The following is a 26,320-nucleotide window of genomic DNA, read 5'->3' on the forward strand; positions in this document are numbered from 1 at the left end:
ATCGGCAACCGTACGGGCGCGGGTCGGCCGCGTCAGTGGGGGTAGCCCCCCAGTCCGCCCTCGGGGCTCCGCCAGCTCGCGGACGCCGGCCGGCAGCGGCTCCTTGCTCGGCTGTATATGGTCATGCAGAGTTCTTGGTGACTGAATAGTTTGGTCGGTGACCTGGTCGGTGACCTGGTCGGAGTGGGCGGGGAGGGAGGTGCGTGCGTGTGACGCCGTCGTCTCCCGGCGTGGACCCGCCCGCCGGCGCCGTGCTCCTCGGCGGGCTGGGGGCGTACCGCGCGCTCGTCCCGCCCGGCCGCACGGTACTGTCCCGGGGCATCGAGGAGCGGGCCGGCGGCGGCGAACTCGTCGCCGCGGCAAGGGCGTTGCAGCGGTACGGGCGTCGGTCTGGCCCGGAGCACGCGGCGGGCCGCGCACTGATGACGGACCTGACGAGGGGGATGGCATGAGCGACAGCCCTGCCGCACGGCTGCAGCAGCTCTTCGAGGGCCATCGGCTCACCCCCACCCAGCGGCGCATCGCGCACAGCATGGTCCGCCGGGCGGGCGACGTCCCGTTCCTGTCCAGCGTGGAGCTCGCGGAGCTCGCCGGGGTCAGCCAGCCGTCCGTCACCCGCTTCGCCGTCGCCCTCGGCTTCGACGGCTACCCCGCGCTGCGCAAGCATCTGCGGGAGGTCGCGCCCGCGGAGAGCGGGGCGGCGGACAAGGGCGGGCTGAACGAGTACCAGCAGGCGGTCCAGGCCGAGATCGAGAACCTGCGCCATCTCGCGGAGCTCCTCGAGGACCCCGCCCCGGTCGAGCGCGCGGGCCGCCTCCTCGCGGCCTCGCGCCCGCTGCCGGTGCTGGGCCTGCGGGCCGCGTCCTCGCAGGCGCGGGGGTTCGCGTACTTCGCGGCCAAGGTCCACCCGGACGTACGCCTGCTCGACGAGGGCGGCACGATGCTCGCCGACCGCGTCGACGCGGCCCGGCGCGCGGGCGCGAGCGCGCTGCTCTGCTTCGCGCTGCCGCGCCATCCGAAGGAGGTCGTGGAGGCGCTGGAGTACGCGCGCTCGTCCGGCCTGACGGTCGTCACCGTCGCGGACTCCGCGTTCGCCCCGGTCGCCGGCCACAGCGACCTGCTGCTCCCGGCGGCGGTCGGCACGGGACTGGCCTTCGACACGGCCTGCGCGCCGATGCTGCTGGGACGGGTCCTGCTGGAGGCGATGTGCGACGCGCTTCCGGAGGCGCAGGCGCGCCTAGAGGAATTCGACGCACGAGCGGCGTCGCGCGGCCTGTTCGCGGACTAGCACGGCGAACGGGAGGGGCGGGGCGCGTCTGGCCGTGGGCGGGCTGTTGGCGGTACTGGGCGCGGCCGGCAGGTGGTGGTGCTTGGCACCGTTGCCGGCGTGGGCTGGGCGGTGGGGCTCTGGGCTGCGCCCGGGCTCCCGCTGCGCGAGGAGGGGACAGGTGCCTGCCCGTGGCGGCGCCTGAGCTCGGCGACGGCGGGCGGGACGGCGGGCGGGACGACGGGCGTGACGGCTGCGGGCCCGGAGGTCGTCCGGCGCTTGAGGACAGAGCCTTCTGCCTTCGGCCGGGGCGGCCCGCGCGCTCAGCCCGTCCGGCGCCGAACGCGGGCCCGAGCCCGGGGCCGACGCCGGGCCGCGAGCCCGGGTCTGGGGCCAAGCTGACCGCAACTGACGCGGCCGACCCGCAGCCGACGCGGCCGACCAAAGCCGCCCGTAGCCGGACAGCCGACGGCAGCAGGACGGCCGACTTCAGCCGGACTACCGCCCGCATCCGGACGGCCGACGGCGCCGCGCACCCTCTCGGGAGCGCGGCGCCGTCGGCCGTCCTGCTGGAGCTAACTGCCGGTCAGAGCTCCAGCTCGGCCTCGATCTGCCGCAGCTGGTGCCGGGCCATGGCGAGGTTCGCCCGGCCCTTGTCCAGTGCGAGGTAGAGGAAGAGCCCGCTCGTACCCCGGCCCTTGAGCAGGCGGATCAAGTGGTACTGCGTGCTGAGGGTGATCAGGATGTCCTCGATGCCGTCCTTCAGCCCCAGCTGCTCCATGGTGCGGACCTTGGCGCGCACCACGTCGGTGTTGCCCGCCGCCGCCACCGTCAGATCCAGCTCCTTGCCGCCGCCGACGGTGCCGAGGGCCATCCCGCTGGTGTAGTCGACGAGCGCGGCGCCGACCGCGCCGTCGATGATGGTGAGCGCTTCCTTGAGAGTTGACTCCGTGTTGGCCATGAGATGCGCACTTCCTTTCCGTCTGTTGGGTGTTCGTGCGGGTGTGGTGGTCATGGGTCAGGTGTTCTCCGGTCGTTCGAGGGCGTCGTCGACCAGTTCGCCGATGCGGGCGCCCGAGCGGCGAGCCTCGAGATGGAGCCGCCCCACGTTGATGCGTGGCTCGGCCAGAAGGGTGAGGACGGCCGAGGACCCCGCCGCGTAGCTCGCGACGTATCCCTGGTCGCCTCGGACCAGAAGCTCGCGGAAGCCGCCCTGCCCGGTCGCCTCGGTCAGCCGCAGGGCGACGCCGAGGGCGGCGGCGGTCAGCGCGGCGACGCCCTCCGCCTCCGCCGTGTCCGCCGCCAGCACCAGTCCGTCCGTGCTGGCGGCGAGCGCGCCGGTGAGCTGCGGCACGCGCGTGCGCAGCCGTTTGAGTTCGGCGAGCACATCGGCCTCGGCCGTCATGAGCTGTCTCCTCTCGGCGCGCAGCCTCATCGCGCGCCTCATGACGTTGCGCAACGGACCTGGCGTGCGGGCGGCGGTACGGCCGGCGGGGTGGACGGGGGTGTCGGGCAGGGCGTCACAGGGTTTCCTCCAAGGCGTCGCGGAGCCGGCGGAGCAGGGCGGAGTCCAGGACGGACGGGGGCTCGGCGACGTCGGTCTCGGCAGGGGCGTCGGTCACGGCCGGGACCGTGGGCTCGGCGGGCGTCTCGACGAGCCCCTCGGCGGCCAGCCTCCGTATCTCGAGCAGGGTGTTGAAGGCGGGCCGGCCGAGCGCGCGGGCGATGGCGGCCGGGGTGCGCACACCGTCGGCGAGGTCCAGCAGGGACCGCCGACGGGGGCTGACCGACCGCCCCGCCGGGTGCGCGCGGCGTTCGACGGGCGCCGTGTCGACCATCGGGTAGGGCCATACGGCGTCCAGCAGCCGGCTGCGCCGCTGCGCCTCGCGCTCGACGACGCCGGTCGGCACGGGGCGTATCCGGCCGATCCAGTGGACGACCCCGTAGCGGAAGCGGGTGGGGCCGCTGCCGGGCGAGAGCGCGAAGTACGCGGCGTCGAACAGCGCGCCCAGATGGCAGATCTCCAGCTCGCCGCCCGCCATCTGCCCGCTGTCCACCAGGAAGCGGGCGACCTCGCGGCGCGACCCCGCCTGGGCGACGGCGTCGGCCCAGCTGTCCGGCCGCAGCCGGCCGTTCACCGTCAGCAGCACGTCGAGTCCGGGCGCCTCCGGGCTCTCGGCGTGCACGACCTCGCCGTCGGCGAGGTACAGCGCCCCGTGGTCGCGCACCAGCACGCCGGTGGCCCGCTCCCTCGCGAGCCGGACGAGCATGGGGGAGACGGCGGCTCTCATCCGAGCACCAGCCGTTCGGCGAGGCTCCGCAGCCGCAGCCGGGCCATCGCGAGATTGCCCAGGTCCCGGTCGAGCCAGAGGTGGAGGAACACGCTGCTGTCGAAGGTCGTCTCCACGAACCGCACCACGTGGTACCCGTTCCGCGTGGTGACGATGAGGTCCTCGACGGGCGGTCCCTCGTCCTTGCCCTCGGCGGCCTCCTCGCCCTCGCCGGCGCGTCCGTCGGCGTTCCCGAGGCCGTCGAGGCCGTGCGGTGCGTTCCCTGAGGGGGCGAACGCGGTGTACTCGTTGGCGAGCCTGGCCAGTTCCGCGGTCTCGGCGGCGGTGGCCTCGTGGTCGCTGCCCGGCGACTCGCCGACGGCGCCGAGCGCGAGCCCGCTGATCCAGTCCACGATGGACGCTCCGCGCGCCCCCGGCACCAGCATGGCTTCCAGCAGACACTCGTCGATTCCGGGCACGCGGATTCCCCTCTCCGCCTCGGCGTGCGGCGCACGGATGTGCGGCAGTGACGGAGAAGTTACGTAACGTGGTGAAGGTCAGGGGGAGTTGTGGCATTTTCCATCGGAACATGCCTCGTACCGGATAAGGTCCGGCCCACCATGGTCGCGCCGGGCGTTTCGACGTCTGGCTCTTCGGCATGCCCGCGCACAGGGCGGACGGCGGTTTCGCGCGGGCTCTGCGCGCGCAACCCTGGAGTTCCCGGCGGGCGGCAGGCGGATTGCGGCAGGCGGCGGGCATCGGGCGGCGCGACGGGCCGACAGCCGCCGACGGGCAACCCGGCGCCGGGCTGCCGCCAGCCGATCGGCGGCACCAACTGGTCGGCCGCCTCAGCCGGACCGGCGGCCTCAGCTGATCGGCAGCGTCTGTCGGACCGTCCGCCTCCGCCAGCCGGTCGCCTCTGCCGGTCGGCAGCCTCTGCTGGACCGGGCCGCCTCTGCCAGTCGCCCGCCGTCAGCCGGGCACCCGCTCGGCCGGTCGGCGGCCCCTGCCGGTTGCCCGCCTCAGCCGGACCGCCCGCCACAGCCAGTGGGCAGCCTCAGCCAGTCGCCTGCCTCTGCCGGTCGGCACCCGTCACCCAGTCGCCCGACCCGCCCACCTCACCCCGCCCCCCGCCCGCTCAGCTGCCCGCCCCCTCCTCATGCCGCACCCTCATCACCGCCTTGTTGACCGCCCACAGTCCGATCCCGATCGCCACCAGGATCCCCGCCCGGATGTAGACCTCCGCCGCGCGGTCGGCAAGGGGGCTCGCCAGGATCAGGGAGGCCGTCGCTCCCAGTACCGGCAGGATCGTCGGCGTACGGAAGTGGGCGTGCGCGACCGGGTCCTTGCGCAGGACCAGCACCGCCACGTTGACCACCGCGAACACGCACAGCAGCAGGAACGCCGTCGTGTCCCCGAGCCCCTCGATCTCGCCCGTCGACACCAGCCCGATCGCCAGCGCCGAGACGAAGAGGATGCCGACGACCGGGGTGCGCCGGCTGGGCAGCACGCGGCCCATCGCGCGCGGCAGAATGCGCTCGTTGGCCATGCCGTAGCAGAGCCGCGAGGCCATCATGATGTTGATCAGCGCGGAGTTGGTCACCGCGAACAGGGCGATCAGCGCGAAGAGCTTGGGCGGGAAGTCGCCGCCGCCCGCCTTGACGACCTCCAGCAGCGGGCCGCTGGACTTCTCCAGCGTGCGGTAGTCGACCAGCAGCGAGGAGACCAGCGCCACCAGGACGTAGATCGTCCCGGTGACCCCGACCCCGAGGAAGATCGCCTTCGGGAACGAGCGGACGGGATCCTTGGTCTCCTCTGCCATGTTGACCGAGTCCTCGAACCCGACGAAGGCGAAGAAGCCCAGCGCCGTCGCGCCCAGGATGCTCGTCATCAGCGCGAAGCCGGTGCCGCTCGACTCGAACTCGCCCAGCCGGGACGCCTGCCCGTCCCCGGAGAGCACCGCCCACGCGCCGATCCCCAGGATGATCGCCAGGCCCGTCAGCTCGACCAGGGTCAGCACGACGTTCGTCTTCACCGACTCCGAGACGCCGCGCAGATTGAGCGCGGCGAGGGCGAGGATGAACAGGATCGCGACCAGCGTCGGCGGCACGGCGTCGGTGAACTCGGCCAGATAGTCGCCGCTGAACGCCCGCGCCGCCGCGCTCGCCGACGACAGCCCCGAGCACATCACCATGAACGCCACGATGAAGGTCAGAAAGGGGACCTTGAAGGCCTTCTGGGTGTAGAGCGCGGCGCCAGCGGCCTTGGGGTACTTCCCGACCAGCTCGACGTACGACGCGGCCGTGAGGACCGCGACGACGAACCCGATCACGAAGGGCAGCCAGAGCGCGCCGCCGACCTTCCCCGCCACCTTGCCGGTCGTGGCGTAGATGCCGGTGCCCAGGATGTCGCCGATGACGAACAGGATCAGCAGCTTGGGCCCGATGGCCCGTTTGAGCGGAGTGTCGTCGGGCGCCTCGGGCGTCGGTGCTGGGGAAGTGGTGGCCATGGGGACCTCCGCGAGGTTCTGGGTGGAGGAACTCCTGCCCGGTGCGGCACGGCTGATGCGCAGCAGTACGGGTGCGCCCGCGCGTACGGAAGGGGCGTACGGGACGGCTCGCGCGCGCCCTTGTGGATCACGCGCCCCTTTGGATCGCGCGCCCTTGTGGATCACGCGCCCCGCTGACGGCCCTCCACAGCCGCCGCCACGTCCGCCAGGTCCCCTGCGATCGCCTTGCTCACGGCACGCGCGCCCAGCCTCCCGAGGAGCTTCGCCATCAGCTTGGCCGCTCCGCCGGTCGGGACGGCCGAGAAGGTCATACGGACCGTCGTCGCGTCCGGGCCCTCGGGCCGGAGCGCGAACTCCGAGACGTAGTGCGAGCCGTGCGACCGGGCCTCCACCACATAGCGCGTCGGCGGGGCGCTCGCGGTCACGGTCATCTCCTCCGTGGCCTGCTTGCCCATCATCTTGCGGGTCTCGCGCCAGCGCGTGCCGACGCCGAAGCCGCCCTGCGGCGCGTGCGCGAGGATCTCCACCGCCTCCACGCCGCTCAGCACCCGCGGCATGCTCTCCAGATCGGTCAGGGCGCGCCAGACCTGCTCCTGGGGCGCTTCCACGCGGCGCTCCACCGCGACGCTGTAGGTCATGCACTCATGGAAGCAGTGCTCGCGCGTGCGCGCCGCCCGACTCGGCGACGATCTCCTCGGCGCTCTGCGCCGTCCGCACGGTCGTGAAGCGCACCCGGCCGCCCTCGGCGGCGTATCCGTGGACGCCGGGGCGGGGCAGGCTGTTGTAGCCGTAGTGGCTGGAGTAGTAGTACGCGCCGGTGTCCAGCGCGGCGACGACGTCGCCCGGCGCCAGCAGCGGCAGCGGGCGGTCCTCGGCGAGCAGGTCGCCGGCGAAGCAGGCGGGCCCGGCGATGTCCTGCCGTACGTCCGGGCCGGTCCTGGGGCGGCCCTCGGCGTCGTACGCGGCGATCCGCAGCGGCCACGACAGCGGGTCGTACACCGTGCGGACGGCGACCTGGACGCCGGCGTGGCAGACCGCGATGGGGCGGGATCCGGCGCTCTTGGCGTACTCCACACGGGCCAGGATCAGGCCGTGCTTGGCGAGCAGGGACCGGCCGAACTCGGTGACCAGGCCGTAGCGGCCGTCGAAGAGCCCGGGGGCCTCCTGCTTCAGCAGCCGGGCGTACTCGGCGAACGTGGGGGTCTGCTCGTCCGAGGCGAAGTTCACCGGGAGCCCGCCGCCGATGTCGACGGTGTCGACCTGCTGCCGGCCGGCCGCGGCGTTGATCTCCTCGGCCAGCTCGTACACCGCCCCGACACCCTGCGCCATCAGGGCCAGCGGCACGCCCTGGGAGCCGGAGTGGGTGTGCAGCCGGGTCAGCCAGGGGCGGTCCAGGAAGGCGCGGACGACCCGTTCGCGGGCGCCCTCGTCGCGCAGGGCGACGCCGAACTTGGAGGTCGAGGTCGCGGTGGACAGCGCGCCGATGGCGCCGCCGCCGACCTGGGCGTTGACCCGCAGCCCGAGCGGCGCGGCGGCGGGCCCGTCGGCGAGCAGCTCGTCGAGGCGGTCGAGCTCCTGGAGGTTGTCGGCGTTGACGGCGATGCCGAGGGCGAGGGCCTCGCGCAGCTCGGCGCGGGTCTTGGCGGGGGAGTCGAGGACGGTCCTGGCGGGCGGCGTCCCGGCGGCGCGCGCCAGGGCCAGCTCGCCGGGGCTCGCGACCTCCGCGCCGATTCCCTCGGCGTCCAGCAGGGCGAGCACGGGCACCAGCGGCGCGGCCTTCACGGCGAAGGTGTGCAGCACGGGCCCTTCGGCGACCTCGGCGAAGGCGGCCCGCAGCGCCGCGGCGCCGGCGCGGACGCCGGCCACGTCAAGGAGGGCGGCGACGGGCTGCTCCTCGCTGAGGAGGCCCTGCTCCACCGCCGCGCGCACGGCCTGATCCCGACGGTCGACACCCATGTCCTTCAGCCAATCACCCGGTGGACGGCGTCGCAGCTGTTGACTGAAACTATTCAGCCCGCCAGGATGTGAATAGAACAATCAACACTCAGCGGTGACGCGTCATGGTCATGGGTCACCCGGTCGTGAGTCACGAGGAGGCACCGCCATGTCAGGACCCCGCCCCGTACGGGCGCCGCGCGGCACGGAACTGAGCGCCCTGGGATGGCAGCAGGAGGCCGCCCTCCGGATGCTCCAGAACAACCTGGACCCCGAGGTCGCCGAGCACCCCGACAAGCTCGTCGTCTACGGCGGCACCGGCAAGGCGGCCCGCGACTGGCGCTCCTTCGACGCCATGGTGCGCACCCTGCGGACGCTCAAGCAGGACGAGACGATGCTCGTCCAGTCCGGCCGCCCGGTCGGCGTGATGCAGACCCACGAGTGGGCCCCGCGCGTCCTGATCGCCAACTCCAACCTGGTGGGCGACTGGGCGAACTGGGAGGAGTTCCGGCGCCTGGAGCAGCTCGGCCTGACCATGTACGGCCAGATGACGGCCGGCTCGTGGATCTACATCGGCACCCAGGGCATCCTCCAGGGCACCTACGAGACCTTCGCCGCCGTCGCCGCGAAGAAGTTCGGCGGCACCCTCGCGGGCACCATCACCCTCACCGCCGGCCTCGGCGGCATGGGCGGCGCCCAGCCGCTCGCCGTCACCATGAACGACGGCGTGGCCATCTGCATCGACGTCGACCCGCGCGCCATCGAGCGCCGTATCGAGCACCGCTATCTGGACGTCAAGGCCGACAGCCTCCAGCACGCGCTCCAGCTGGCCGTCGAGGCCCGCGACGCCCGCCGGCCGCTCTCCATCGGCCTGCTCGGCAACGCCGCCGACCTGCTGCCGCAGATGCTCGCCGAGGGCGCCCCGATCGACATCGTGACGGACCAGACCTCCGCCCACGACCCGCTGGCCTACCTGCCGACCGGCGTCGACTTCGACGACATGGCCGCGTACGCCGCGAAGGACCCGGCGGGCTTCACCACCCGCGCCCGCGAGTCGATGGCCCGTCACGTCGAGGCCATGGTCGGCTTCATGGACGCCGGCGCGGAGGTCTTCGACTACGGCAACTCCATCCGCGGCGAGGCCCAGCTGGCCGGATACGACCGCGCCTTCGCCTTCCCCGGCTTCGTCCCCGCCTACATCCGGCCGCTGTTCTGCGAGGGCAAGGGCCCCTTCCGCTGGGCTGCCCTGTCGGGCGAGGCGTCCGACATCGCCAAGACCGACAAGGCGATGCTCGAGCTCTTCCCCGAGAACGAGTCCCTGCACCGCTGGATCAAGATGGCCGGCGAGCGCGTCCACTTCCAGGGCCTGCCGGCGCGCATCTGCTGGCTGGGCTACGGCGAGCGGGACAAGGCCGGCGAGCGCTTCAACGACATGGTGGCGAGCGGAGAGCTGGCGGCCCCGCTGGCGATCGGCCGCGACCACCTGGACTGCGGCTCGGTGGCCTCCCCGTACCGCGAGACCGAGGCCATGCTCGACGGCTCCGACGCGATCGCCGACTGGCCGCTGCTGAACGCCATGGTCAACGTCGCATCCGGCGCCTCCTGGGTCTCCCTCCACCACGGCGGCGGCGTCGGCATGGGCCGCTCCATCCACGCGGGCCAGGTCTCGGTCGCCGACGGCACCAAGCTGGCCGGCGAGAAGATCCGCCGCGTCCTGACGAACGACCCGGGCATGGGCGTGATCCGCCACGTCGACGCGGGCTACGACATCGCCGAGTCGGTCGCCGACGAGCGCGGCGTGCGCGTCCCGATGCGAGAGGACCAGGCGTGATCCCGTCCGGCAGTCCCGCCGAGGGCGGGGCCCCGCAGGCGTACGAGGCGCCGGCCGGGGGCGGCGCCTCCGGCTTCCACCAGATGTGGGCCGACCTCAGGCCCATCGGCCGGCACGCCGACTCCGGCGGCTACCGCAGGTACGCCTGGACGGGCACCGACGCCGACTGCCGCACCTGGTTCCAGGAGCAGGCCGAGGCGCGCGGTCTCGCCTATGAGACCGACCGCAACGGCAACCAGTGGGCCTGGCTCGGCGACCCCCTCGCCGGGGACGCCGTCGTCACCGGATCGCACCTCGACTCCGTCCCCGACGGAGGCGCGTTCGACGGCCCCCTCGGCGTCGTCTCCTCCTTCGCCGCGCTCGACGAGCTGCGGGGGAGGGGCGCCGAGTTCACGCGCCCCCTCGCCGTCGTCAACTTCGGCGACGAGGAGGGCGCCCGGTTCGGCCTGGCCTGCGTCGGCTCCCGCCTCGCCTCCGGGCAGCTGACCAAGGAGCAGGCGTACGACCTGCGGGACGGCGACGGGATCTCCCTCCCGCAGGCCATGGAGGCCGCCGGGTACGACCCGTCGGCCATCGGCGCCGACCCCGAGCGGCTCGCCCGCGTCGGCGCGTTCGTCGAGCTCCACGTCGAGCAGGGCCGCGCCCTGGACCTGTCCGGGGACGCGGTCGGCATCGCCTCCGCGATCTGGCCGCACGGCCGCTGGCGGTTCGACTTCCGGGGCGAGGCCAACCACGCCGGCACCACCCGGCTCGTGGACCGCCGCGACCCGATGCTGACGTACGCCGAGACCGTCCTCGCGGCCCGCCGGGAGGCCGAGCTGGCGGGCGCTCTCGCCACCTTCGGCAAGATCTCCGTCGAGCCCAACGGCGTCAACGCCATCCCCTCCCTCGTACGGGGCTGGCTCGACTCCCGCGCCCCCGACCAGGCCGCCCTCGACACGGTCGTCGCCGCGATCGAGCAGGCCGCGAAGGAGCGGGCCGAGCGGGACGGCGTCGACCTGAGCGTCGTACGCGAGTCGTTCACCCCGGTGATCGAGTTCGAGCACGCCCTGCGCGACCAGCTCGACAAGATCCTCGGCGGCCGGATCCCGGTCCTGGGCACCGGCGCGGGACACGACGCGGGCATCCTGTCCGGATCGATCCCGACCGCCATGCTGTTCGTACGCAACCCCACGGGCGTCTCGCACTCCCCGGCCGAGTACGCGCCGGAGGACGACTGCGTGGCCGGGGTGCTCGCACTCGCCGACGTACTGGAGGGCCTGGCGTGCGGATGACGTACTGGGCGGAGCACGCCTGGCTCGGCGCGAACGTCGAGCCGGGCGTCGCCCTGGAGGTGGCCGACGGCCGGATCGCCGCCGTGCGCACGGGGGTCCAGGCCCCGCCGCCCGGCGCCGAGGTCCTGCGCGGACTGACCGTCCCGGGCCTGGCGAACGCCCACTCGCACGCCTTCCACCGTGCACTGCGGTCGACGGTGCAGGTGGGCTCGGGAACCGGATCATCCCCGCTGGTGCGGGGACCACGCGGCGAGCGGGCGCCCGATTCATTCTGGACGTGGCGCGAGATCATGTACGAGGTTGCCCAGAAACTCACCCCGGAGAGTTACTTTGCGCTCGCGCGGGCCGTGTACGCCGAGATGGCGCTCGCCGGGATCACCGCGGTCGGCGAGTTCCACTACCTCCACCACGCGCCCGGCGGCACGCCCTACGCCGACCCCAACGCGATGGGCGAGGCGCTGATCGCGGCCGCCGGCGACGCCGGGATCCGGATCACGCTGCTCGACACCGCGTATCTGTCGTCAGGCTTCGGCGCGCCGCCGGACCGGCACCAGCTCCGGTTCTCCGACGGCACGGCCGAGGCGTGGGCGACGCGCGCGGCCCTGCTCAAGGACGGCGAGCAGGTGCGGATCGGCGCGGCGATCCACTCCGTGCGGGCCGTCCCGGCGGCGCAGCTGTCGACGGTCGCCGCCTGGGCCGAGGAGCGCCGCGCGCCCCTGCACGTCCACCTCTCCGAGCAGACGGCGGAGAACACGGCGTGCCAGGAGGCCCACGGCCGCACCCCGACGCGGCTGCTCGCCGACCACGGCGTGCTGGGCCCGCGGACGACCGGCGTGCACAACACGCATCTGACGGACGACGATGTCGCGCTGCTCGGGTCCACCGTCACCGGCACCTGCATGTGCCCGACGACGGAGCGCGACCTGGCGGACGGCATCGGCCCGGCGGCCGCTCTCCAGCGCGCCGGCTCGCCCCTGTCGCTCGGCTCCGACAGCCACGCGGTGATCGACCTCCTCGAAGAGGCGCGCGCCATGGAGCTGAACGAGCGCCTGCGCACCCGCACCCGGGGCCACTGGACGGCCGCGGCGCTGCTGCGGGCGGCGACGGCGGACGGGCACGCGGCGCTCGGCTGGGACGACGCGGGCCGCCTGGAGGCGGGCGCGCTGGCGGACTTCACGACCATCGCCCTCGACTCGGTCCGCACGGCGGGCGCGCTGCCGCGGCTGGGCGCGGAGACGGCCGTCTTCGCGGCGACGGCGTCGGACGTGCGCGACACGGTGGTCGGCGGCCGGCGGGTGGTGCGCGACGGTGCGCACGCTCTGGTCCCGGACGTGCCGTCCGCGCTGACCGAGGCGATCGCCGCGCTGCGCTCGTGACGGCCGGTCCGTTCGTGCCGAGCGATCGTCGTGCTGCGCTCGTGACGCTTGCTCCGCCCGTGCCGAGCGATCGTCGCGCTGCGCTCGTGACGCTTGCTCTGCCCGTGCCGACGCTCCGGGGCTTCCGCTGACGCCCCGGGGCTCCGGCCCCCGTCTCCGCGTACGACCGCGACCTGGTCTCGGGCGCGACGACGTGGGCCAGGAGCCGCGCCCGGAGAGGTCGCCCTCGTGCGGCGCATCGCCGAGCGACTGCGCAAGCCCGCTCCGGCGCGTCCCCGCGCCCACCCGACCGATGATCGAGCCGGCCGCCGCGCACCCCTCCGCAGAACCGGAGCGGCGGGGCCGATTCCCCGGAGCCACCCTCACCGAGAGGAACCCATGAGCACCACCCTCATCACCAACATCGCGTCCCTCGTCACCAACGACCCCTCCCTCGGCGACGCCACGCCCCTCGGCCTCGTCCACGACGCCGCCGTCCTCCTGGAGGGCGAGCGCGTCGCGTGGGTGGGCGCCGCCGACCGCGCCCCCGGCGCCGACCGGGTCGTCGACGTCGACGGGCGGGCCGTCGTCCCCGGGTTCGTCGACTCCCACTCCCATCTGGTCTTCGCCGGCGACCGCACCGCGGAGTTCAACGCCCGGATGTCCGGGCGGGCCTACTCCGCCGGCGGCATCCGTACCACCGTCGCCGCGACCCGCGCCGCCAGCGACGAGGAGCTGGGCGCCAACGTCGCGAAGTACATCGCCGAGGCCATGCGCCAGGGCACGACCACCTTCGAGACGAAGTCCGGATACGGGCTGACGACCCACGACGAGGCCCGCGCGCTGCGCATCGCCGCGCAGCACACCGACGAGGTCACCTACCTCGGCGCGCACATCGTCTCCCCCGACTACGCCGACGACCCGGCCGGCTACGTCGCCCTGGTCACCGGCGAGATGCTCGACGCCTGCGCCCCGCACGCCCGCTGGGTCGACGTCTTCTGCGAGAAGGGCGCGTTCGACGGCGACCAGGCGCGCGCGATCCTCACCGCGGGCAAGGCCAAGGGCCTGCACCCGCGGGTGCACGCCAACCAGCTGTCGTACGGCCCCGGCGTCCAGCTCGCCGTCGAGCTGGACGCCGCGTCCGCGGACCACTGCACGCACCTGACGGACGCGGACGTCGACGCGCTCGCCAACAGCGAGACGGTGGCCACCCTGCTGCCCGGCGCGGAGTTCTCCACCCGCGCCGAGTGGCCCGACGCCCGCAGGCTCCTCGACGCGGGGGCGACCGTCGCGCTGTCCACCGACTGCAACCCGGGCTCGTCCTTCACCTCGTCGATGTCCTTCTGCATCGCCCTCGCCGTACGGGACATGAAGATGACCCCGGACGAGGCGATCTGGTCGGCCACGGCGGGCGGCGCGCGGGCGCTGCGCCGCGAGGACGTCGGCCGCATCACGGTCGGCGCCCGCGCCGACCTCGCGGTCCTCGAAGCGCCGAGCCACGTCCACCTCGCCTACCGGCCCGGGGTCCCGCTGATCTCCCAGGTCTGGCGGAAGGGCGAACGCCAGGTGTGAGGCCAGGCGCCGGGTCCGACTCCTACGCGCCGCTCAGGTGCCGCCAGCTCGCGGGGTACTCCTGGAGGAACTGACGGAGCGTCCTGGCGGGCCGGCCCGTCAGGCGCGGCACGGCGTCGGAGACTTCGGCCAGGTCGCCGGCGGCGATCGCCTCGTACGACGACACCCACCCGGCGACCTCCCACTCCTCGGCGCCGTGCCCGGCCCGCGAGGCGTACGCCTCCTCGCGGGTCTCGGGGACGTAGCGCACCGGCCGACCGGCGGCCCGGCCCAGCTCGGCGGCCGCCTCCTCCAGGGTGAACGCCTGCGGCCCGGTGAGGTCGTACGTCCGCCCGTCGTGGCCCTCGCCCAGCAGCACCGCCGCGGCTGCGTCCGCCACGTCGTCGTGGGCGACGGCGGCGAGCCGACCGTCCCCGGCCGGACCCCGGATCACCCCGTCGGCCCCGCACAGCGCGGGGACGACGCCCAGATACAGGTCGTCCCGCAGGAAGGTGAAGCGCACGCCCGAGGCGCGGATGTGCTCCTCGGTGTGGAAGTGGTCGCGGGCGAAGGTGAACACGGCGTCGGGCGCGGCCCCCAGGAAGGACGTGTACACGATCCGCCCCACGCCCGCGTCGAGCGCCGCGTCCACCGCCGTGCGGTGCTGGGGCACCCGGTCGGGCGCCTCGTGCGCGGAGACCAGGAACAGGGCGTCCACTCCGTCCAGGGCGCGCCGCATCGCCTCGCCGTCGCCGTACGCGGCGGCCGGTCCGACGACGGCGCCGGGCAGCTCGGGCAGCCGGTCCGGGCGCCGCCCGAGCAGCCGGGGCGCGGCGCCCGCGTCGACGAGCCGCCGCGCGACCCGCCTGCCGATGCGTCCGCTCGCTCCGGTGACCGCGATGACTGGGGCCACGGTGGCGCCTCCTTCGCTCGATGCCTGCCGACGGTGCCCGCCGGCGCTGTCTGCCCGGCCAAGTGTCGGCGAAACCCCCGGGGGTGACGCCCTGCCACGCTGCTCCCGCGTGCGAGAGTGGGCCGATGAGGACCATCGGGCTGATCGGCGGGATGAGCTGGGAATCCAGCGCGGAGTACTACCGGCTGCTCAACGAGCTCGTACGCGAACGCCTCGGCGGGCTGCACTCCGCGCCCTGCGTGCTGCACTCCGTCGACTTCGCCGAGATCGAGGAGCTTCAGGCCACGGGCGAGTGGGAGCGGGCCGGGGAGGTGCTCGCCCGGGCGGCCAGGGGGCTCCAGGGCGCGGGCGCCGAGATCGTGCTGATCTGCTCCAACACCATGCACAAGGTCGCCGGGCAGGTCGAGGCCGCCGTCTCCGTGCCGTTGCTGCACCTCGCGGACGCGACCGCCGACGCCGTACGGGCCGCCGGACTGACCCGGGTCGGTCTGCTGGGCACGGCCTTCACCATGGAGCAGACCTTCTACCGGGACCGGCTCGCCCGGCACGGGCTCGAGGTCGTCGCCCCCGACGCCGAGGGGCGGGCCCTGGTGCACCGGGTGATCTACGACGAGCTCTGCCTCGGCGTCGTACGGGACGAGTCCAGGGCCGCCTACCAGCAGGTGATCGGCGAGCTCGTCGAGGCGGGCGCGCAGGGCGTGGTGCTCGGGTGCACCGAGATCGAGCTGCTCATCGGCGAGAAGGACAGCCCGGTCCCGGTGTTCCCGACGACCAGGCTGCACGTCGAGGCGGCGGTGGCCGCGGCGCTGAGCTGAGCCGCCCCCGCCCGGAGCCGAGCCGCCCCACCCCAAGCCGCCCCGCCCCGCCCCGCGCCGGGCTAAGCGGAACGCGGCCGGGCGTCCCCGGCGCCGCCCGAGCCGCACCCGCAGCCCCGCACCTCCCGTCACGCTGTCATCCCCTTTCTCATAGATCGCCAGCTCCTTCACGGATCGGTCACAAGAACGCCGATCCTCCCTACCCTGTGGCCATATCCACCGGTAGCGTCCTGCCCCGGGGAACGCGTTCCGCAGGGAAGGGCTCAAGGGGGAGAGACCGGGGGGTCGAGTTGAGCGGTGTTCGCATACGCGTGGTCACACCGGGAGAGCTGAGCGAAGGGGAGATCGAAGCCTGGCGGGAGCTGCGCGCCAAGACCGGAGCGCCTGCCAATCCCTTCATGGAGCCCGAGTTCGCCGTCGCCGTCGGCAGCGTGCGGCCCGCCGCGAGGGTCGCGGTGCTGTACGAGGGCGACGTGCCGGCCGGCTTCTTCCCGTACGAGAAGGGCCCGCTGGGCCAGGGACGGGCGATCGGCCTGGGCGTCTCCGACTGCCAGGGCGCGATCCTGCGGGCGGGGCTGAGCGTCGCGCCCGGGGCTCTGCTGCGGGCCTGCTCGCTGTCGTCCTGGGAGTTCGACAACCTCGAGGCCGGGCAGGTGTTCCGCGTCGACGCGGCCGAGGAGTTCGACTCGCCCGTCATCGACGTCGGCGACGGCTACCCGGCGTACGAGCAGGTGCTGCGCGCCCAGTCGCCCAAGTTCCTCAAGACCACCCTGGCCAAGGAGCGCAGGCTGGGGCGGCAGGTCGGCGAGGTGCGGTTCGTCTTCGACGAGCGGGATCCGGCGGCCCTGCGCACGCTCATGGAGTGGAAGTCCGCCCAGTACCGCAGAACCGGGCGGCGCGACCGCTTCGCCAAGGAGTGGATCAACGCCCTGGTGCGCAGGCTGCACCAGACCCGCGCCCCGGGCTGCTCCGGAGTGCTCTCGGTGCTGTACGTCGCGGACAAGCCGGTCGCCGCCCACTTCGGGCTCCGCTCGCGCACCGTGCTGTCCTGCTGGTTCCCGGCGTACGACCCCGAGTTCGCCAAGTACTCGCCGGGGCTCGTACTGCATCTGAGGATGGCCGAGGCGGCCGCCGCCGAGGGCGTCGGGATGCTCGACCTCGGGCGCGGCGACGCGGAGTACAAGGGCGCGCTCCAGACCGGCCGGCTGCGGGTGAGCGAGGGCTCCTCGGTGCGGCCGGGTCCGCTGGCGGCCCTGTGGTGGCTCAGCCGCGAGCCCTCGCGCCGCGCCCACAGCTTCGTGCGCGCCCGGCCGCGCCTGGCCGGATACGCGCAGCAGACGCTCAACCGGGTGGGCAGGCTCAGAAGCCGCTGACAGCCGGACGTCCCAGCGATCGGGGGGAGAGGCACATGGAGAGCACGCACACGAGACCCAGACTGACCGAGATCCAGGTCGCCGAGCTGGATCTGGCAGCACCCGCAGGACCGGTCCTGTCCTTCGGCCCCGCCCCCGACCCCGACGGCCCCGCCGTCCGCTCCGGCGACGTCTACGCCCTCGTCCGGCTGCGGGGCCGGCCCGTCGCCACGGTCGTGTGCCGCGTCCCGCCCGGCGCCGACCCCGCGCAGGCCGTCGCCGCGGCCGCCCGGGACAGGCTGGCGGACCTCCCGCCGGAACCGGGCCCGCCGGGCGATCTGCCCCGTACGAGCGTCGTCGTCGCCACCCGCGAGCGCGCGAGCCAGCTGGCCCGCGCGCTCGACTCGCTGATCGCCCAGGACCACCCGGACTTCGAGATCGTCGTCGTCGACAACGCGCCGAGCACCGACGCCACCCGGGACCTCGTCCAGAGCAAGTACGGCGACCTGGTGCGCTATGTGCGCGAGCCCGTGCCCGGTCTGGCCGTCGCGCACAACCGCGGCGTCGCCGTCGCCGACGGCGCGGTCCTCGCCTTCACCGACGACGACGTGGTCGCCGACCCGCACTGGCTGAGCGCGCTCACCGCGCCGTTCGCCGCCGACCCGGGCCTGGGCTGCGCCACCGGGCTGATCCTGCCCGCGCTGCTGCGCACCCCCGCCCAGATCCTGCTGGAGAGCCACGGCGGCTTCGCCAAGGGCTTCGCGCCCCGCGACTACGACCCGGCCCGTCCGCCCGCCGACGAGCCGCTCTTCCCGTTCACCGCGGGCAGCTTCGGCTCCGGCGCCAACATGGCCTTCCGGGCGAGCGTGCTGCGCTCCGTCGGCGGCTTCGACCCCGCCACCGGCACCGGCACGCCCGCGAAGGGCGGCGACGACCTGTACGCCTTCGTCAGCGTGCTGGCCGCGGGACGGCGGCTGCGCTACACCCCCGACGCCCTGGTCTGGCACCACCACCGCGAGACCTGGCAGGACCTGCGGAACCAGGCGTACGGCTACGGCGCAGGACTGACCGCCTACCTCACCGCGACCCTGGCGCGCCGCCCCGCCCTGCTGCCGGCCCTGCTGCGCGCCCTGCCGCGCGGACTGGCCCACGCCCGCGCCATCACCGCCCACCGCGACGACCCGGCCGGCGCCGCGTCCCGTTCGCCCGGCGAGCACGGCGCGCAGAGCCACCCCTGGCCGCGCGTGCTCTCCCGCCTGGAGCGCCGCGGGATGCTGGCCGGGCCGCTCGGGTACGCGAGGGCGCGCCTGCGGGTACGCGGCGTGCCGCTGCCCTGGGACCCGAAGGCGGACCGACGGCGAGAGCCGGCCGAGGAGAGCCGACGGCGAGAGTCGGCCGAGGAGAGAAGTCGGTGAGGCGCTGATGCCCCGGATACCCGTGCTGCTCTACCACGCGGTGATGGACGACCCGCCCGACTGGATCGCCGAGTTCACCGTCGCCCCCAAGGAGTTCGGGGCGCAGCTGGACGCGATCGTCGCCAGCGGGAGGACCCCGATGACCGTCGGCGCGCTCGTGGACGGTCTCGCCGGCCGCGGCCCGCTGCCGCCCCGGCCCGTCGTCCTCACTCTCGACGACGGGTTCGCCGATCTGCCGGGCCCCACCGCCGAGGCGCTCGCCTCGCGTTCGCTGCCCGCCACCGCGTATCTCACCACCGGGGCCATCACCCCGGGCCGCCGCAGCCTGCTGCCGCCCGCGCCGATGATGACCCTGTCCCAGACGCCGCTGCTGGAGCAGTACGGCATGGAGGTGGGCGCGCACACCGACACCCACCCGCAGCTGGACACCCTCCCGAGGGCGGCCCTGCGCCGCGAGCTGGCCGAGCCCAAGGCCGTCCTCGAGGAGGTGCTCGGCCACGAGGTGCGCCATCTCGCCTACCCGCACGGCTACAACAGCCCGGCGGTGCGCCGGGCGGCCGCCCGCGCGGGCTACGTCTCGGCGGTCGCCGTCCGGCACGCGCTGAGCTCCCCCGACGACGAGGCGTACCGCATCGCCCGGCTCATCCTGCGCCGCGGCCACACGGTCGCCGACGTCGAGGAGTGGATGGAGGGGCGGGGCGCGCCGGTCGCGCCGTTCCGCGACGCGCTGCCGACGGTCGGCTGGCGGATGTACCGGCGCGCCCGCGCCGCCGTGAAGGGACCGGTGTTCGCGGGCTAGCGCACGGGCGCGCCCGCGGGCGCCGGACGGACCTCAGGGTCTTGGCTGGTTGAAGTACGGATCGGCCGCGACCTTGCGCAGGCTCTTCCAGGAGGCGTCCCGGGCGAGCGAGAGGTCGCAGCCGGGCCCGGGGTCGCGGTAGTTCCACTGGAGCGCGGCCCGGACGCCGTCCAGGTCCTTGACCACCGCCGGGACCTGCGCGTACCACTGGGCCTGCGCCTCGGGCCTGGACGGCTCGTCCGCCGTGCCGAACTCCGAGAGCATCAGCGGCTTGTCGTCGGAGAGGTTCTCGCGGATCCACTCGTGCGGGGCCCGCTGCGTCTGCGCGAAGCTGCGCCACTGCGTCTTGTGGCAGCGGTAGTAGTTGTACTGGTTGTAGCCGATCCAGTCGACGTACCGGTCGCCCGGGTAGAGGTCGCGGAACAGGTCGCTGTGCCCGGTGTAGCCGGTGATGATCCAGGTCCACACCACATTGCCGACGCCCAGCTCGCGGAACCGGTCGTGGATGTGGCGGTAGGCGGCGACGTACTCGGCGGGCGTGCCGTTGGCGGGGGTACGGGTGTCCATCTCCAGGTCGAAGGAGAGGAAGACCTTCTTCCCGTACTTCTTGATCCGCTCGGCCTGTACGTCGATCACGCTCTCGTCGAGCGCTCCGGAGGCGATCTTCTTCCAGCTGGGCTGCTGCTCCGCGGTGCCGTTCCACCACTTGCTCTCCCAGGACAGCAGCAGCATCCGGGTCCTGCCGACGCGCTGCTCCTGCTCGGTCAGCAGGGTCCCTTCCAGGCCGTCGTCGACGGACATGTCGTGGTAGGCGTAGACGATGTCCAGCTTGCGGTCGAGGCGCTTCTCATAGGCGAGCACCTTCTCCTCGAGGTCGGGTTTGCTGTGCCGTACGTACGCGCCGAACCAGGCGCCGCATCGGGGCACGAGCAGTTCGGAGGGCCGGCACTCCTCGCTGTGCGCCGAGGGGTCGGACCCCGAGGACGTCTGCAGCGCGAGGACTCCGGCCAGCAGCACGCCGACGAGGGCTGTGGACATGGCCCACAGCCGGCGTCGGTCGCGCGGCCTGCGATGGATGCCTGGCGCCCCGAGGGAGTCGGGGCGTCGGGGTAACGTCACAGGGGTGAGCCTTTCTGTGGCGGTGACGAGGCGCGCGCGGTCCGCGTCCGGCCGGCCAGCGGCGGAGCGCAGGCGGCGAGCATCGTCAGGAGAGTGAGCAGCACCAGGACCCGCTGTCCGCTGAAGGCGTGAGCGGCCATCAGCGCGGTGGCGCACACGAGCGCCGCGCTCACGCTGAGGAAGGCCGTCAGGACGAGCTGCTCGATGCGGTCGGAGTCCCGTGCGAAGCCGGCGTCCCAGCTCTCCGCCGGGCCGACGGCCTGATGGCGCCGGAGGGCGGGAGCGCAGATACGCAGGACGGCGGCGCCGGGACCGGCGAGCAGGAAGACGGCGACGGGCGCGGCCCGCAGCGGCGATCCCGCGGGCAGGGCGGTGGCCGCGACGGCCGCGCAGCCCGCGAAGGGCGGCAGCAGCCGTACGGCGAGCGACTGGGGTCTCATGGGGTCCTCCCCGCCGTGCTCTCGGCGGTGTCGGCTGAATCTGGGTCTGCGGCGCCCGCCGTGTCCGTGGGCTTGAGCGTGAAGACGACGCCTGCGCTGTTGCGGCCGGCCTCCTCGAAGAGCGGCGACGCGGCGACGGACTTCTCGATGCTCCGCAGCTGTCGGGCGGTGAGCATGCCGTTCATCTCCGAGTTGGCGATCTGGCCCTGCGTGAGCAGGAAGTACGCCTTCCCCGGCGGCTCCACCGACGCCATGTCCCGGGCGAGCGTTCCCGCCGGGTCCTTCAGGATCTCCTCGACATGGGACGTGGCGTCGTCGAGGAACCAGTAATGCCGTACATTCCAGTACGAAGCGTACGCGAGCGGGTAGTTGCGATGTGCGGCAACGACGAGAGAGCCCTCAGGCGCCTGGTCGAAGACCTGCCGTACGAGCGCGACCTCCTGCGGCGGGAAGTAGCTGAGCCGGTCCTTGCCCGAGTAGCTGGGCACGAAGGCCGCGGTGAGCGCGAGCAGCACCGCCCCCGGGAGCACCGCGTGCCGCACGCCCGCCGCCGGTCGCGGGGCGCTGGCGCCCACCGGGTCGGCGGCGAGCGGCCGTACGTCGGGCAGCAGCGCGGCCGCAGCGAAGAAGCACGCCCCGGGCAGCATGAACAGCAGCACCCTGAAGATCATCTCGCTGCCGTAGTCGTTGGCGACCAGCATCAGCAGCGGCACGGCGGCGAGCAGCAGCAGCGGTCTGGCCCGGTGCCGCAGCACCCGCCGGCGCAGCACGCCGAGGCCGGCCAGCAGCAGCACGGAGGCGGACAGCAGCCGCGACACCCAGGAGACGATCACCGGCCCGGTCCCGGTCGGCGTCGCGCCGTACCCCGCCTCCAGGTTGCCGCCGACGTCGCCGAAGGAGCTGATCATCTCCGGCACCGCCTCCCGCAGGAACGGCAGCGAGGCGGTGAGGTTCCAGGCCGCGAACACCAGCAGCAGCGTGAGCAGCAGGGTCCAGTCGCGGTAGCGCCGGGTCACGCAGAGCACGGCCAGGCTCGCGGCCAGCATCACCGGGGTCAGCTGGTGGGAGATGACGATCGCGGTGAGCAGCGGGATCAGCAGCACGGTCCACAGCACCTGGCGCGAGCGGCGCCCGCGCCCCGGGCGCTCGCCCCGGCGCAGCACGATCGCGATCACGGCGAGGTAGAGCGCGAGGGCCAGCGACTGCGGCGAGAAGTAGTCCTGCCCCACCCAGTTGGCGACGTAGAAGATCCACACGGCGGTCCAGATCAGCCGGCGGTCCTGGGTGAAGGTGCGGTAGACCAGCAGCAGCGGCGCGAGGAGCAGCAGGCTGGAGATCAGCGGCCACCAGGCCATGAACATCGCCGCGTTCTCCACGCCGGTCAGCCGCACCAGCGCCGCCTGCGCCGCGAAGAACCCGGGCCACTGGTCGTACACGGCCATGTCGCCCAGCTGCTCGCCGCGTTGCAGCCCGCCCGCGGTCAGCAGATGCTCGATCACCGCGTCGTGCTTCCACGCCCAGGAGTACAGCGGGGTGGGGTAGACGAGCGCCTGGGTGGCGCGTTGGAGCACGAGCAGGCCGAGGGTGTACGCCAGCGCCCACCGGTTGCTCCGCAGCGGGTCCCGTACGCAGATCCAAAAGCCCGTCGTCAGCAGGGCCAGCGCGACCCAGAACGCCACGGGCACCGCGCCGACCAGGCCGAACGCGCCGAGCGCGGAGGTGTCCGTGCGCACCACGGCGTACGCCCACAGGGCCAGGCCCGCGACGAGCGGCGCGGCCAGCGCCGCCGGCCTCGCCCAGCGGCGGCCCCGCGGGGCGGGGACGTCGGCGGGGGCCGTCGCGGGAGTGTCCTCGGCGTCCTCGGCCGGCGCTTCGGGGGCGGCCACGGGTCTCCCGGCCGCTGAGGTGGCTGGCTGTTGCACGACGACTCCCCCAGATGTTCAGTTCCGTGCCGGCGTGGAGCGCTGCGCGCGCCGCCGCCTGATGGCGCCGAGAAGACCCGCGAGGGCGAACGCCGCGCAGGTGAGAAGCAGATAGAGCGGGAGCGCGAGAGGCGCGAGCTGTCGTTGCAGGGCCCAGCCGCACACCGCGAGCAGCCACAGTGCACCCCACTGTGCCGCGACCGGCAGCCCCGCCGCCCGGAGAATCGACAAGAGCGCTACGAGAGCGAGCAGCTGACAGACCGTCGGCAGCCAGCGCAGCAGCGGCTCGGCGCCGTCGAGGCCCGCGGCCCCGGCGAGGAAGCGGGCCAGTGCCTCGTACCACGCCCCGCTCACCGGCTCCGGTTCCCAGCCGAGGACCACGGGCGCGGTGTGCAGGGCGGTGAAGGTGATCAGCGTCCCCGCGCCGAGCAGCGCCGGGCGCGGGCGCAGCAGCGACACGGCGGCGCTGTGCACCACGATCAGGAGCACGCCCGCGGTGAGGGTGATCGGCGGCAGCGCCCGCAGCAGCTCGGAGCCCGAGACCTGGTCCGCCGGCAGGTCCGGGGCCTGGAACAGCGGCGCCCAGAACAGCCCGGCCGCGAGCCCCAGCAGCAGCCACAGCGCGGTGGCCAGCCGGGCCTCGCCGGGGTCGGGCGCGCCGTCCTTCGCCGACCGCGCCTCGTGCGAGGGGCCTTCCCCGAGGTGCGCGGGACCTTCCCGGTCGTGCGCGGGCCCTTCCCCGACGTAGACGGGGAAGCCGAAGGCGGGGGTGGCCGTGTCGTCGTGGACCCCGCGCAGATACGCCGTCTGCCGCGCCCAGTCCGTGCCGTACTCCCGCGCGTACTCCGCCGCCGCCTCCTCGCGCCGCTCGGCGGCCCGGCGCGCCCACGTGGTGCCGTACTCCTCCGCCTCGGGGCCGCGCCCGCGGCCGCCCGCGCGGCGCAGGCTGAGGCTGAGCCGGCCGGGACCGGGCTCGCGGCCCGACAGCGCCGAGCGCAGCCCCGGCGCGCAGACCAGCGCCATCGCGGTCATCGACAGCAGCATCGCCCACCCGGCGCCGGAGATCCCGGCCGGGCCCAGCAGCACCGCGGCGCTGCCCAGCACCATGGCGCACATCGCGCCCTGGAGGACCGCGAGCACGCCCGTGCGCCCCTGGACGCGCAGCACGCCGATGTACAGCTCGACGACGACTCTTGGCAGCGCGGCGGCGGCCAGCAGGCGCAGCACGGTCGTGCCGTGCGCGGCGTAGTCCTCGCCGAACGGGGCGAGGATCTGCGGGGCGAGCACGACGAGGAACAGCACGACGGGCACCAGCAGGACGGCCATCCGGCGCAGCGCCCCGCGCACCCCGCCGGCCAGGCTCTCCGGGCTGTGGGAGGCGTGGGCGGTCAGCGAGGAGGCCATGTTGATGGCCATGAACTCCATCGTCCCGCCGACGGTGTACGCGATGTAGAAGAAGCCGTTGTGCGCCGCGTCGAAGCGGACGGCGACCATCACCGGCAGCAGGTTGATCATCGCCAGCGAGAACAGCGAGCCGACCGAGTCGCCGGCCAGGAAGCGCCCGATCTCGCGCAGCCGCAGCGGCTCGCGGTCGTGGTCCTCGGCGGCCTGGCGCGGGATGAGCCTGCGGAAGATCAGCCAGCCGAGCGGCAGCGTGGACAGGGCGATGGCCGCCGCCCAGGAGACGAAGATGCCCAGCACGGGCAGCGCGGTGGCGAAGACGGCGAGCAGCAGCAGCTTGCCGATGGAGAAGACGGCGTTGCCGACGGGCACCCACACGGCCCTGCGCAGGCCGGTCAGCACGCCGTCCTGGAGGGTCAGCAGCGCCCAGCCGACGCAGGCGGCGATGAACAGCAGCCCCGCGCCCAGGCCGCTGAGCGGCGCGTACGACGGCCCCCACAGATCCAGGGTGAGCAGGAAGGCGACCGAGGCGAGCGCGACGACCAGGGAGCTGAGGGCGTAGGCGCGCCAGACCAGCGGCCCGGTGGCGCGCCCGGCCCGGGGCACGTACCGCACCACCGCGCCGATCATGGTGGTCGCGGTGAGGGAGGCGAGCAGCCGCATGGCGGCGATGGCGGCGGAGCCCTCGCCGACCGCCTGCTCGGTGTAGTAGCGGGCCGCGACCAGCCAGAAGCCGAGGCCCAGCGCCGCCGAGACGCCGGTGGAGAGCATCAGCGCGTAGGCGTTGCGGAACATAGAGTCGCCGCTGCCCGACCCCGTCTCGGTCGCCGGCGGGCCCGCTCCGTCCGCGTCGGGGTCGGGGTCGGGCGCCACGGCGACCTGGGCGGGGTCCGGCTTGCGCAGCCGGGTGGTGTCAGACACCGCGCTCGCCCTGCTGGGCCGGCTCCGGGGCGGCCGGCGGCACCGTCTGGGGCGCGGGCGGCCGGGCCGGGCGGGGGGCGGGGCGGGCGTCCAGATCCGTGAGTACGGAGATCACCTGTTCGGCTTGGAGCGGGTCGACGGGCAGTGCGTGGCGGGCGAACCAGGCCGCGGGCCCGGGGGCCGGCGAGGAGTCGGTGAAGGCCTCTCCCGCGTACGCGTCGAGCGGCGGGTCGTAGAGGTAGCCGACGACGATGCGGCGGCGGGCGAGTGCGGCGATGGCCGTGTCCCGGTCGGCGACCAGCAGCGGGACCCGGAACAGCGGCTGAGCGGGCCCCGGCCCGGGCAGCGCCCACCGGGTGGCCAGCAGCCGCTCGGTCCCCGCGCGGCAGGCGTCGAGCCGGTCCTGGAGGCGGGCGAGCAGCCGCTGCGTCCGGCGCAGCCGCAGCCCGCCGGGTCTGAGCCGGTAGTCGTGCATGTCCACCCGGACCCAGGAATGGAAGTCCGCGAGGGCGGGAGCCCTGGCCACCGCCCGTTCCAGCTCGCCGGGCCGCAGCTCCATCCGGATCTCGTCGCGCTCCTGGAGCCCCAGCAGCCGCTGCGCGGCGCGGGCGGGCCGCACCAGGCGCAGCCCCCGCACGCCCGCCTCGGCGTAGGGCCGCAGTCCGTACGCGATCTCCGACGACAGCCGCCCCGGCTGGAGCAGCGCGTCGCGCGCCCGCTCCAGCTCCGGCCTCAGCGCCGGGTCGGCGACCGCGAGGAATCCGCCGGTCTTGGCCCCGGCGTGCTTGGAGAGGCTGAAGACGGAGGCGTCGCCGAAGCTGCCGACGGGGCGGCCCGCGACCGTGCTGCCGATCGCGTGCGCGGCGTCCTCCAGCAGCGGTATCCCCAGCTGGTCGCAGCGCTCGCGCAGCTCGGGGGCGGGATCCGGGTTCCCGTACAGGTTCGTCGTGAGCACGGCGGACAGCCCGAGCCAGTCGGCGGCGGGCACCGCGGCCACGTCGATGGACCCGTCCTGGGCCTTCAGCGGGGCCTGCACCGGACGCAGGCCGGCCGCGAGCACCACGAAGAAGATCACGTCGTCGTTGACCGGCGACATCAGCACCCGTCCTCCGGGCGGGCACCAGTGGCGCAGCGCCACATAGAGCCCGAGACGGCATGACGGCATGTACAGACATTCTCTGCCGAGGCGGCTGTGCATCAGCTGTTCGAGTGGTGCGTACGCCGCCGGGCA

At 74.1% G+C, this 26,320-nt stretch carries 23 protein-coding genes; 10 read left to right on the plus strand and 13 right to left on the minus strand.

What is annotated here, in order from left to right:
* The first annotated feature begins 209 nt into the window (after window positions 1-209).
* Both AB0M39_RS22890 and AB0M39_RS22895 read left to right on the plus strand, forming a co-directional pair.
* Window positions 210-452: a hypothetical protein gene (locus tag AB0M39_RS22890; protein ID WP_365367182.1), complete on the plus strand. Its 243-nt coding sequence runs from the start codon at window positions 210-212 to the stop codon at window positions 450-452.
* Window positions 449-1,288 carry a MurR/RpiR family transcriptional regulator gene (locus tag AB0M39_RS22895; protein ID WP_365367184.1) on the plus strand — a complete coding sequence of 280 codons (840 nt, stop codon included), beginning with the start codon at window positions 449-451 and terminating at the stop codon, window positions 1,286-1,288. The genes AB0M39_RS22890 and AB0M39_RS22895 overlap by 4 nt, the downstream gene beginning before the upstream one ends.
* Before the next feature lie 565 nt (window positions 1,289-1,853).
* On the opposite strand, the gene AB0M39_RS22900 is transcribed toward AB0M39_RS22895, so the two are convergent.
* The 7 genes from AB0M39_RS22900 to AB0M39_RS22930 all read right to left on the minus strand — a co-directional run bounded on the left by AB0M39_RS22900 (window position 1,854) and on the right by AB0M39_RS22930 (window position 8,002).
* Window positions 1,854-2,228: a hypothetical protein gene (locus AB0M39_RS22900; RefSeq protein WP_365367186.1), complete on the minus strand. Its 375-nt coding sequence runs from the start codon at window positions 2,226-2,228 to the stop codon at window positions 1,854-1,856.
* Window positions 2,229-2,285: 57 nt separating this feature from the next.
* Complete coding sequence (locus AB0M39_RS22905; RefSeq protein ID WP_365367188.1) at window positions 2,286-2,714, minus strand: roadblock/LC7 domain-containing protein; 429 nt, start codon at window positions 2,712-2,714, stop codon at window positions 2,286-2,288.
* 73 nt (window positions 2,715-2,787) lie between these two features.
* Window positions 2,788-3,558: a transcriptional regulator gene (locus tag AB0M39_RS22910; protein WP_365367190.1), complete on the minus strand. Its 771-nt coding sequence runs from the start codon at window positions 3,556-3,558 to the stop codon at window positions 2,788-2,790.
* On the minus strand, window positions 3,555-4,016 hold the full coding sequence (locus tag AB0M39_RS22915) for a hypothetical protein (protein ID WP_365367192.1): 462 nt from the start codon (window positions 4,014-4,016) through the stop codon (window positions 3,555-3,557). Before AB0M39_RS22915 ends, AB0M39_RS22910 begins: the two co-directional genes overlap by 4 nt.
* A gap of 659 nt (window positions 4,017-4,675) precedes the next feature.
* Window positions 4,676-6,046 (minus strand): APC family permease, encoded by a 1,371-nt coding sequence (locus AB0M39_RS22920; RefSeq protein WP_365367194.1) that lies wholly within the window; start codon window positions 6,044-6,046, stop codon window positions 4,676-4,678.
* Window positions 6,047-6,207: 161 nt separating this feature from the next.
* On the minus strand, window positions 6,208-6,684 hold the full coding sequence (locus AB0M39_RS22925; protein WP_365367196.1) for an SRPBCC family protein: 477 nt from the start codon (window positions 6,682-6,684) through the stop codon (window positions 6,208-6,210).
* Between the two features lie 4 nt (window positions 6,685-6,688).
* On the minus strand, window positions 6,689-8,002 hold the full coding sequence (locus tag AB0M39_RS22930; protein ID WP_365367198.1) for a diaminopimelate decarboxylase: 1,314 nt from the start codon (window positions 8,000-8,002) through the stop codon (window positions 6,689-6,691).
* 148 nt (window positions 8,003-8,150) lie between these two features.
* Between AB0M39_RS22930 and hutU the strand changes: the two genes are divergently transcribed.
* The 4 genes from hutU (at window position 8,151) to hutI (ending at window position 14,013) form a co-directional block, all read left to right on the plus strand.
* The gene (gene hutU, locus AB0M39_RS22935) at window positions 8,151-9,812 is read left to right on the plus strand and encodes a urocanate hydratase (protein ID WP_365367200.1); all 1,662 of its coding nucleotides are present in this window, start codon (window positions 8,151-8,153) and stop codon (window positions 9,810-9,812) included.
* A gap of 83 nt (window positions 9,813-9,895) precedes the next feature.
* Window positions 9,896-11,086 carry an allantoate amidohydrolase gene (locus AB0M39_RS22940; protein WP_365367232.1) on the plus strand — a complete coding sequence of 397 codons (1,191 nt, stop codon included), beginning with the start codon at window positions 9,896-9,898 and terminating at the stop codon, window positions 11,084-11,086.
* Window positions 11,083-12,462, plus strand: a complete 1,380-nt coding sequence (locus AB0M39_RS22945) for a formimidoylglutamate deiminase (protein WP_365367234.1) — start codon at window positions 11,083-11,085, stop codon at window positions 12,460-12,462. Before AB0M39_RS22940 ends, AB0M39_RS22945 begins: the two co-directional genes overlap by 4 nt.
* A 378-nt stretch (window positions 12,463-12,840) precedes the next feature.
* On the plus strand, window positions 12,841-14,013 hold the full coding sequence (hutI, locus tag AB0M39_RS22950; protein ID WP_365367202.1) for an imidazolonepropionase: 1,173 nt from the start codon (window positions 12,841-12,843) through the stop codon (window positions 14,011-14,013).
* 22 nt (window positions 14,014-14,035) lie between these two features.
* Here hutI and AB0M39_RS22955 read toward each other — a convergent pair whose 3' ends face one another.
* Window positions 14,036-14,905, minus strand: a complete 870-nt coding sequence (locus tag AB0M39_RS22955) for an SDR family oxidoreductase (RefSeq protein WP_365367204.1) — start codon at window positions 14,903-14,905, stop codon at window positions 14,036-14,038.
* A gap of 125 nt (window positions 14,906-15,030) precedes the next feature.
* Here AB0M39_RS22955 and AB0M39_RS22960 point away from each other — a divergent pair, with 125 nt between their 5' ends.
* The 4 genes from AB0M39_RS22960 (at window position 15,031) to AB0M39_RS22975 (ending at window position 19,286) form a co-directional block, all read left to right on the plus strand.
* On the plus strand, window positions 15,031-15,720 hold the full coding sequence (locus tag AB0M39_RS22960; RefSeq protein ID WP_365367206.1) for an aspartate/glutamate racemase family protein: 690 nt from the start codon (window positions 15,031-15,033) through the stop codon (window positions 15,718-15,720).
* A gap of 305 nt (window positions 15,721-16,025) precedes the next feature.
* Window positions 16,026-17,093, plus strand: coding sequence for a GNAT family N-acetyltransferase (locus tag AB0M39_RS22965; protein WP_365367236.1), 1,068 nt, complete (start codon window positions 16,026-16,028; stop codon window positions 17,091-17,093).
* A 35-nt stretch (window positions 17,094-17,128) separates the two neighbouring features.
* The gene (locus tag AB0M39_RS22970; RefSeq protein ID WP_365367208.1) at window positions 17,129-18,487 is read left to right on the plus strand and encodes a glycosyltransferase; all 1,359 of its coding nucleotides are present in this window, start codon (window positions 17,129-17,131) and stop codon (window positions 18,485-18,487) included.
* A gap of 7 nt (window positions 18,488-18,494) precedes the next feature.
* Window positions 18,495-19,286 carry a polysaccharide deacetylase family protein gene (locus AB0M39_RS22975; protein ID WP_365367210.1) on the plus strand — a complete coding sequence of 264 codons (792 nt, stop codon included), beginning with the start codon at window positions 18,495-18,497 and terminating at the stop codon, window positions 19,284-19,286.
* Window positions 19,287-19,319: 33 nt separating this feature from the next.
* Here AB0M39_RS22975 and AB0M39_RS22980 read toward each other — a convergent pair whose 3' ends face one another.
* From AB0M39_RS22980 to AB0M39_RS23000, 5 genes are all read right to left on the minus strand, one after another.
* Window positions 19,320-20,324, minus strand: a complete 1,005-nt coding sequence (locus AB0M39_RS22980) for a glycosyl hydrolase (RefSeq protein ID WP_365367212.1) — start codon at window positions 20,322-20,324, stop codon at window positions 19,320-19,322.
* Between the two features lie 77 nt (window positions 20,325-20,401).
* Complete coding sequence (locus AB0M39_RS22985) at window positions 20,402-20,845, minus strand: hypothetical protein (RefSeq protein WP_365367214.1); 444 nt, start codon at window positions 20,843-20,845, stop codon at window positions 20,402-20,404.
* On the minus strand, window positions 20,842-22,731 hold the full coding sequence (locus tag AB0M39_RS22990; protein ID WP_365367216.1) for a glycosyltransferase: 1,890 nt from the start codon (window positions 22,729-22,731) through the stop codon (window positions 20,842-20,844). The genes AB0M39_RS22985 and AB0M39_RS22990 overlap by 4 nt, the downstream gene beginning before the upstream one ends.
* 54 nt (window positions 22,732-22,785) lie before the next feature.
* The gene (locus AB0M39_RS22995) at window positions 22,786-25,041 is read right to left on the minus strand and encodes a lipopolysaccharide biosynthesis protein (RefSeq protein ID WP_365367238.1); all 2,256 of its coding nucleotides are present in this window, start codon (window positions 25,039-25,041) and stop codon (window positions 22,786-22,788) included.
* A 40-nt stretch (window positions 25,042-25,081) separates the two neighbouring features.
* Window positions 25,082-26,287 (minus strand): DegT/DnrJ/EryC1/StrS family aminotransferase, encoded by a 1,206-nt coding sequence (locus AB0M39_RS23000; RefSeq protein WP_365367240.1) that lies wholly within the window; start codon window positions 26,285-26,287, stop codon window positions 25,082-25,084.
* Window positions 26,288-26,320: the final 33 nt, after the last annotated feature.

It is taken from the genome of Streptomyces sp. NPDC051907 (genome assembly GCF_040681075.1).
GTDB lineage: Bacteria > Actinomycetota > Actinomycetes > Streptomycetales > Streptomycetaceae > Streptomyces.

Excerpts from the sequence above, each read along its gene's own strand:
- AB0M39_RS22910 (WP_365367190.1), bottom strand. The coding sequence starts at position 3,558 with ATGAGAGCCGCCGTCTCCCCCATGCTCGTCCGGCTCGCGAGGGAGCGG.
- AB0M39_RS22895 (WP_365367184.1), top strand. The coding sequence starts at position 449 with ATGAGCGACAGCCCTGCCGCACGGCTGCAGCAGCTCTTCGAGGGCCAT.
- AB0M39_RS22960 (WP_365367206.1), top strand. The coding sequence starts at position 15,031 with ATGAGGACCATCGGGCTGATCGGCGGGATGAGCTGGGAATCCAGCGCG.
- hutU (WP_365367200.1), top strand. The coding sequence starts at position 8,151 with ATGTCAGGACCCCGCCCCGTACGGGCGCCGCGCGGCACGGAACTGAGC.
- AB0M39_RS23000 (WP_365367240.1), bottom strand. The coding sequence starts at position 26,287 with ATGCACAGCCGCCTCGGCAGAGAATGTCTGTACATGCCGTCATGCCGT.
- AB0M39_RS22925 (WP_365367196.1), bottom strand. The coding sequence starts at position 6,684 with ATGACCTACAGCGTCGCGGTGGAGCGCCGCGTGGAAGCGCCCCAGGAG.
- AB0M39_RS22920 (WP_365367194.1), bottom strand. The coding sequence starts at position 6,046 with ATGGCCACCACTTCCCCAGCACCGACGCCCGAGGCGCCCGACGACACT.
- AB0M39_RS22975 (WP_365367210.1), top strand. The coding sequence starts at position 18,495 with ATGCCCCGGATACCCGTGCTGCTCTACCACGCGGTGATGGACGACCCG.
- AB0M39_RS22980 (WP_365367212.1), bottom strand. The coding sequence starts at position 20,324 with ATGTCCACAGCCCTCGTCGGCGTGCTGCTGGCCGGAGTCCTCGCGCTG.
- hutI (WP_365367202.1), top strand. The coding sequence starts at position 12,841 with ATGAGCACCACCCTCATCACCAACATCGCGTCCCTCGTCACCAACGAC.
- AB0M39_RS22970 (WP_365367208.1), top strand. The coding sequence starts at position 17,129 with ATGGAGAGCACGCACACGAGACCCAGACTGACCGAGATCCAGGTCGCC.
- AB0M39_RS22905 (WP_365367188.1), bottom strand. The coding sequence starts at position 2,714 with ATGAGGCGCGCGATGAGGCTGCGCGCCGAGAGGAGACAGCTCATGACG.
- AB0M39_RS22900 (WP_365367186.1), bottom strand. The coding sequence starts at position 2,228 with ATGGCCAACACGGAGTCAACTCTCAAGGAAGCGCTCACCATCATCGAC.
- AB0M39_RS22930 (WP_365367198.1), bottom strand. The coding sequence starts at position 8,002 with ATGGGTGTCGACCGTCGGGATCAGGCCGTGCGCGCGGCGGTGGAGCAG.
- AB0M39_RS22940 (WP_365367232.1), top strand. The coding sequence starts at position 9,896 with ATGTGGGCCGACCTCAGGCCCATCGGCCGGCACGCCGACTCCGGCGGC.
- AB0M39_RS22985 (WP_365367214.1), bottom strand. The coding sequence starts at position 20,845 with ATGAGACCCCAGTCGCTCGCCGTACGGCTGCTGCCGCCCTTCGCGGGC.
- AB0M39_RS22945 (WP_365367234.1), top strand. The coding sequence starts at position 11,083 with ATGACGTACTGGGCGGAGCACGCCTGGCTCGGCGCGAACGTCGAGCCG.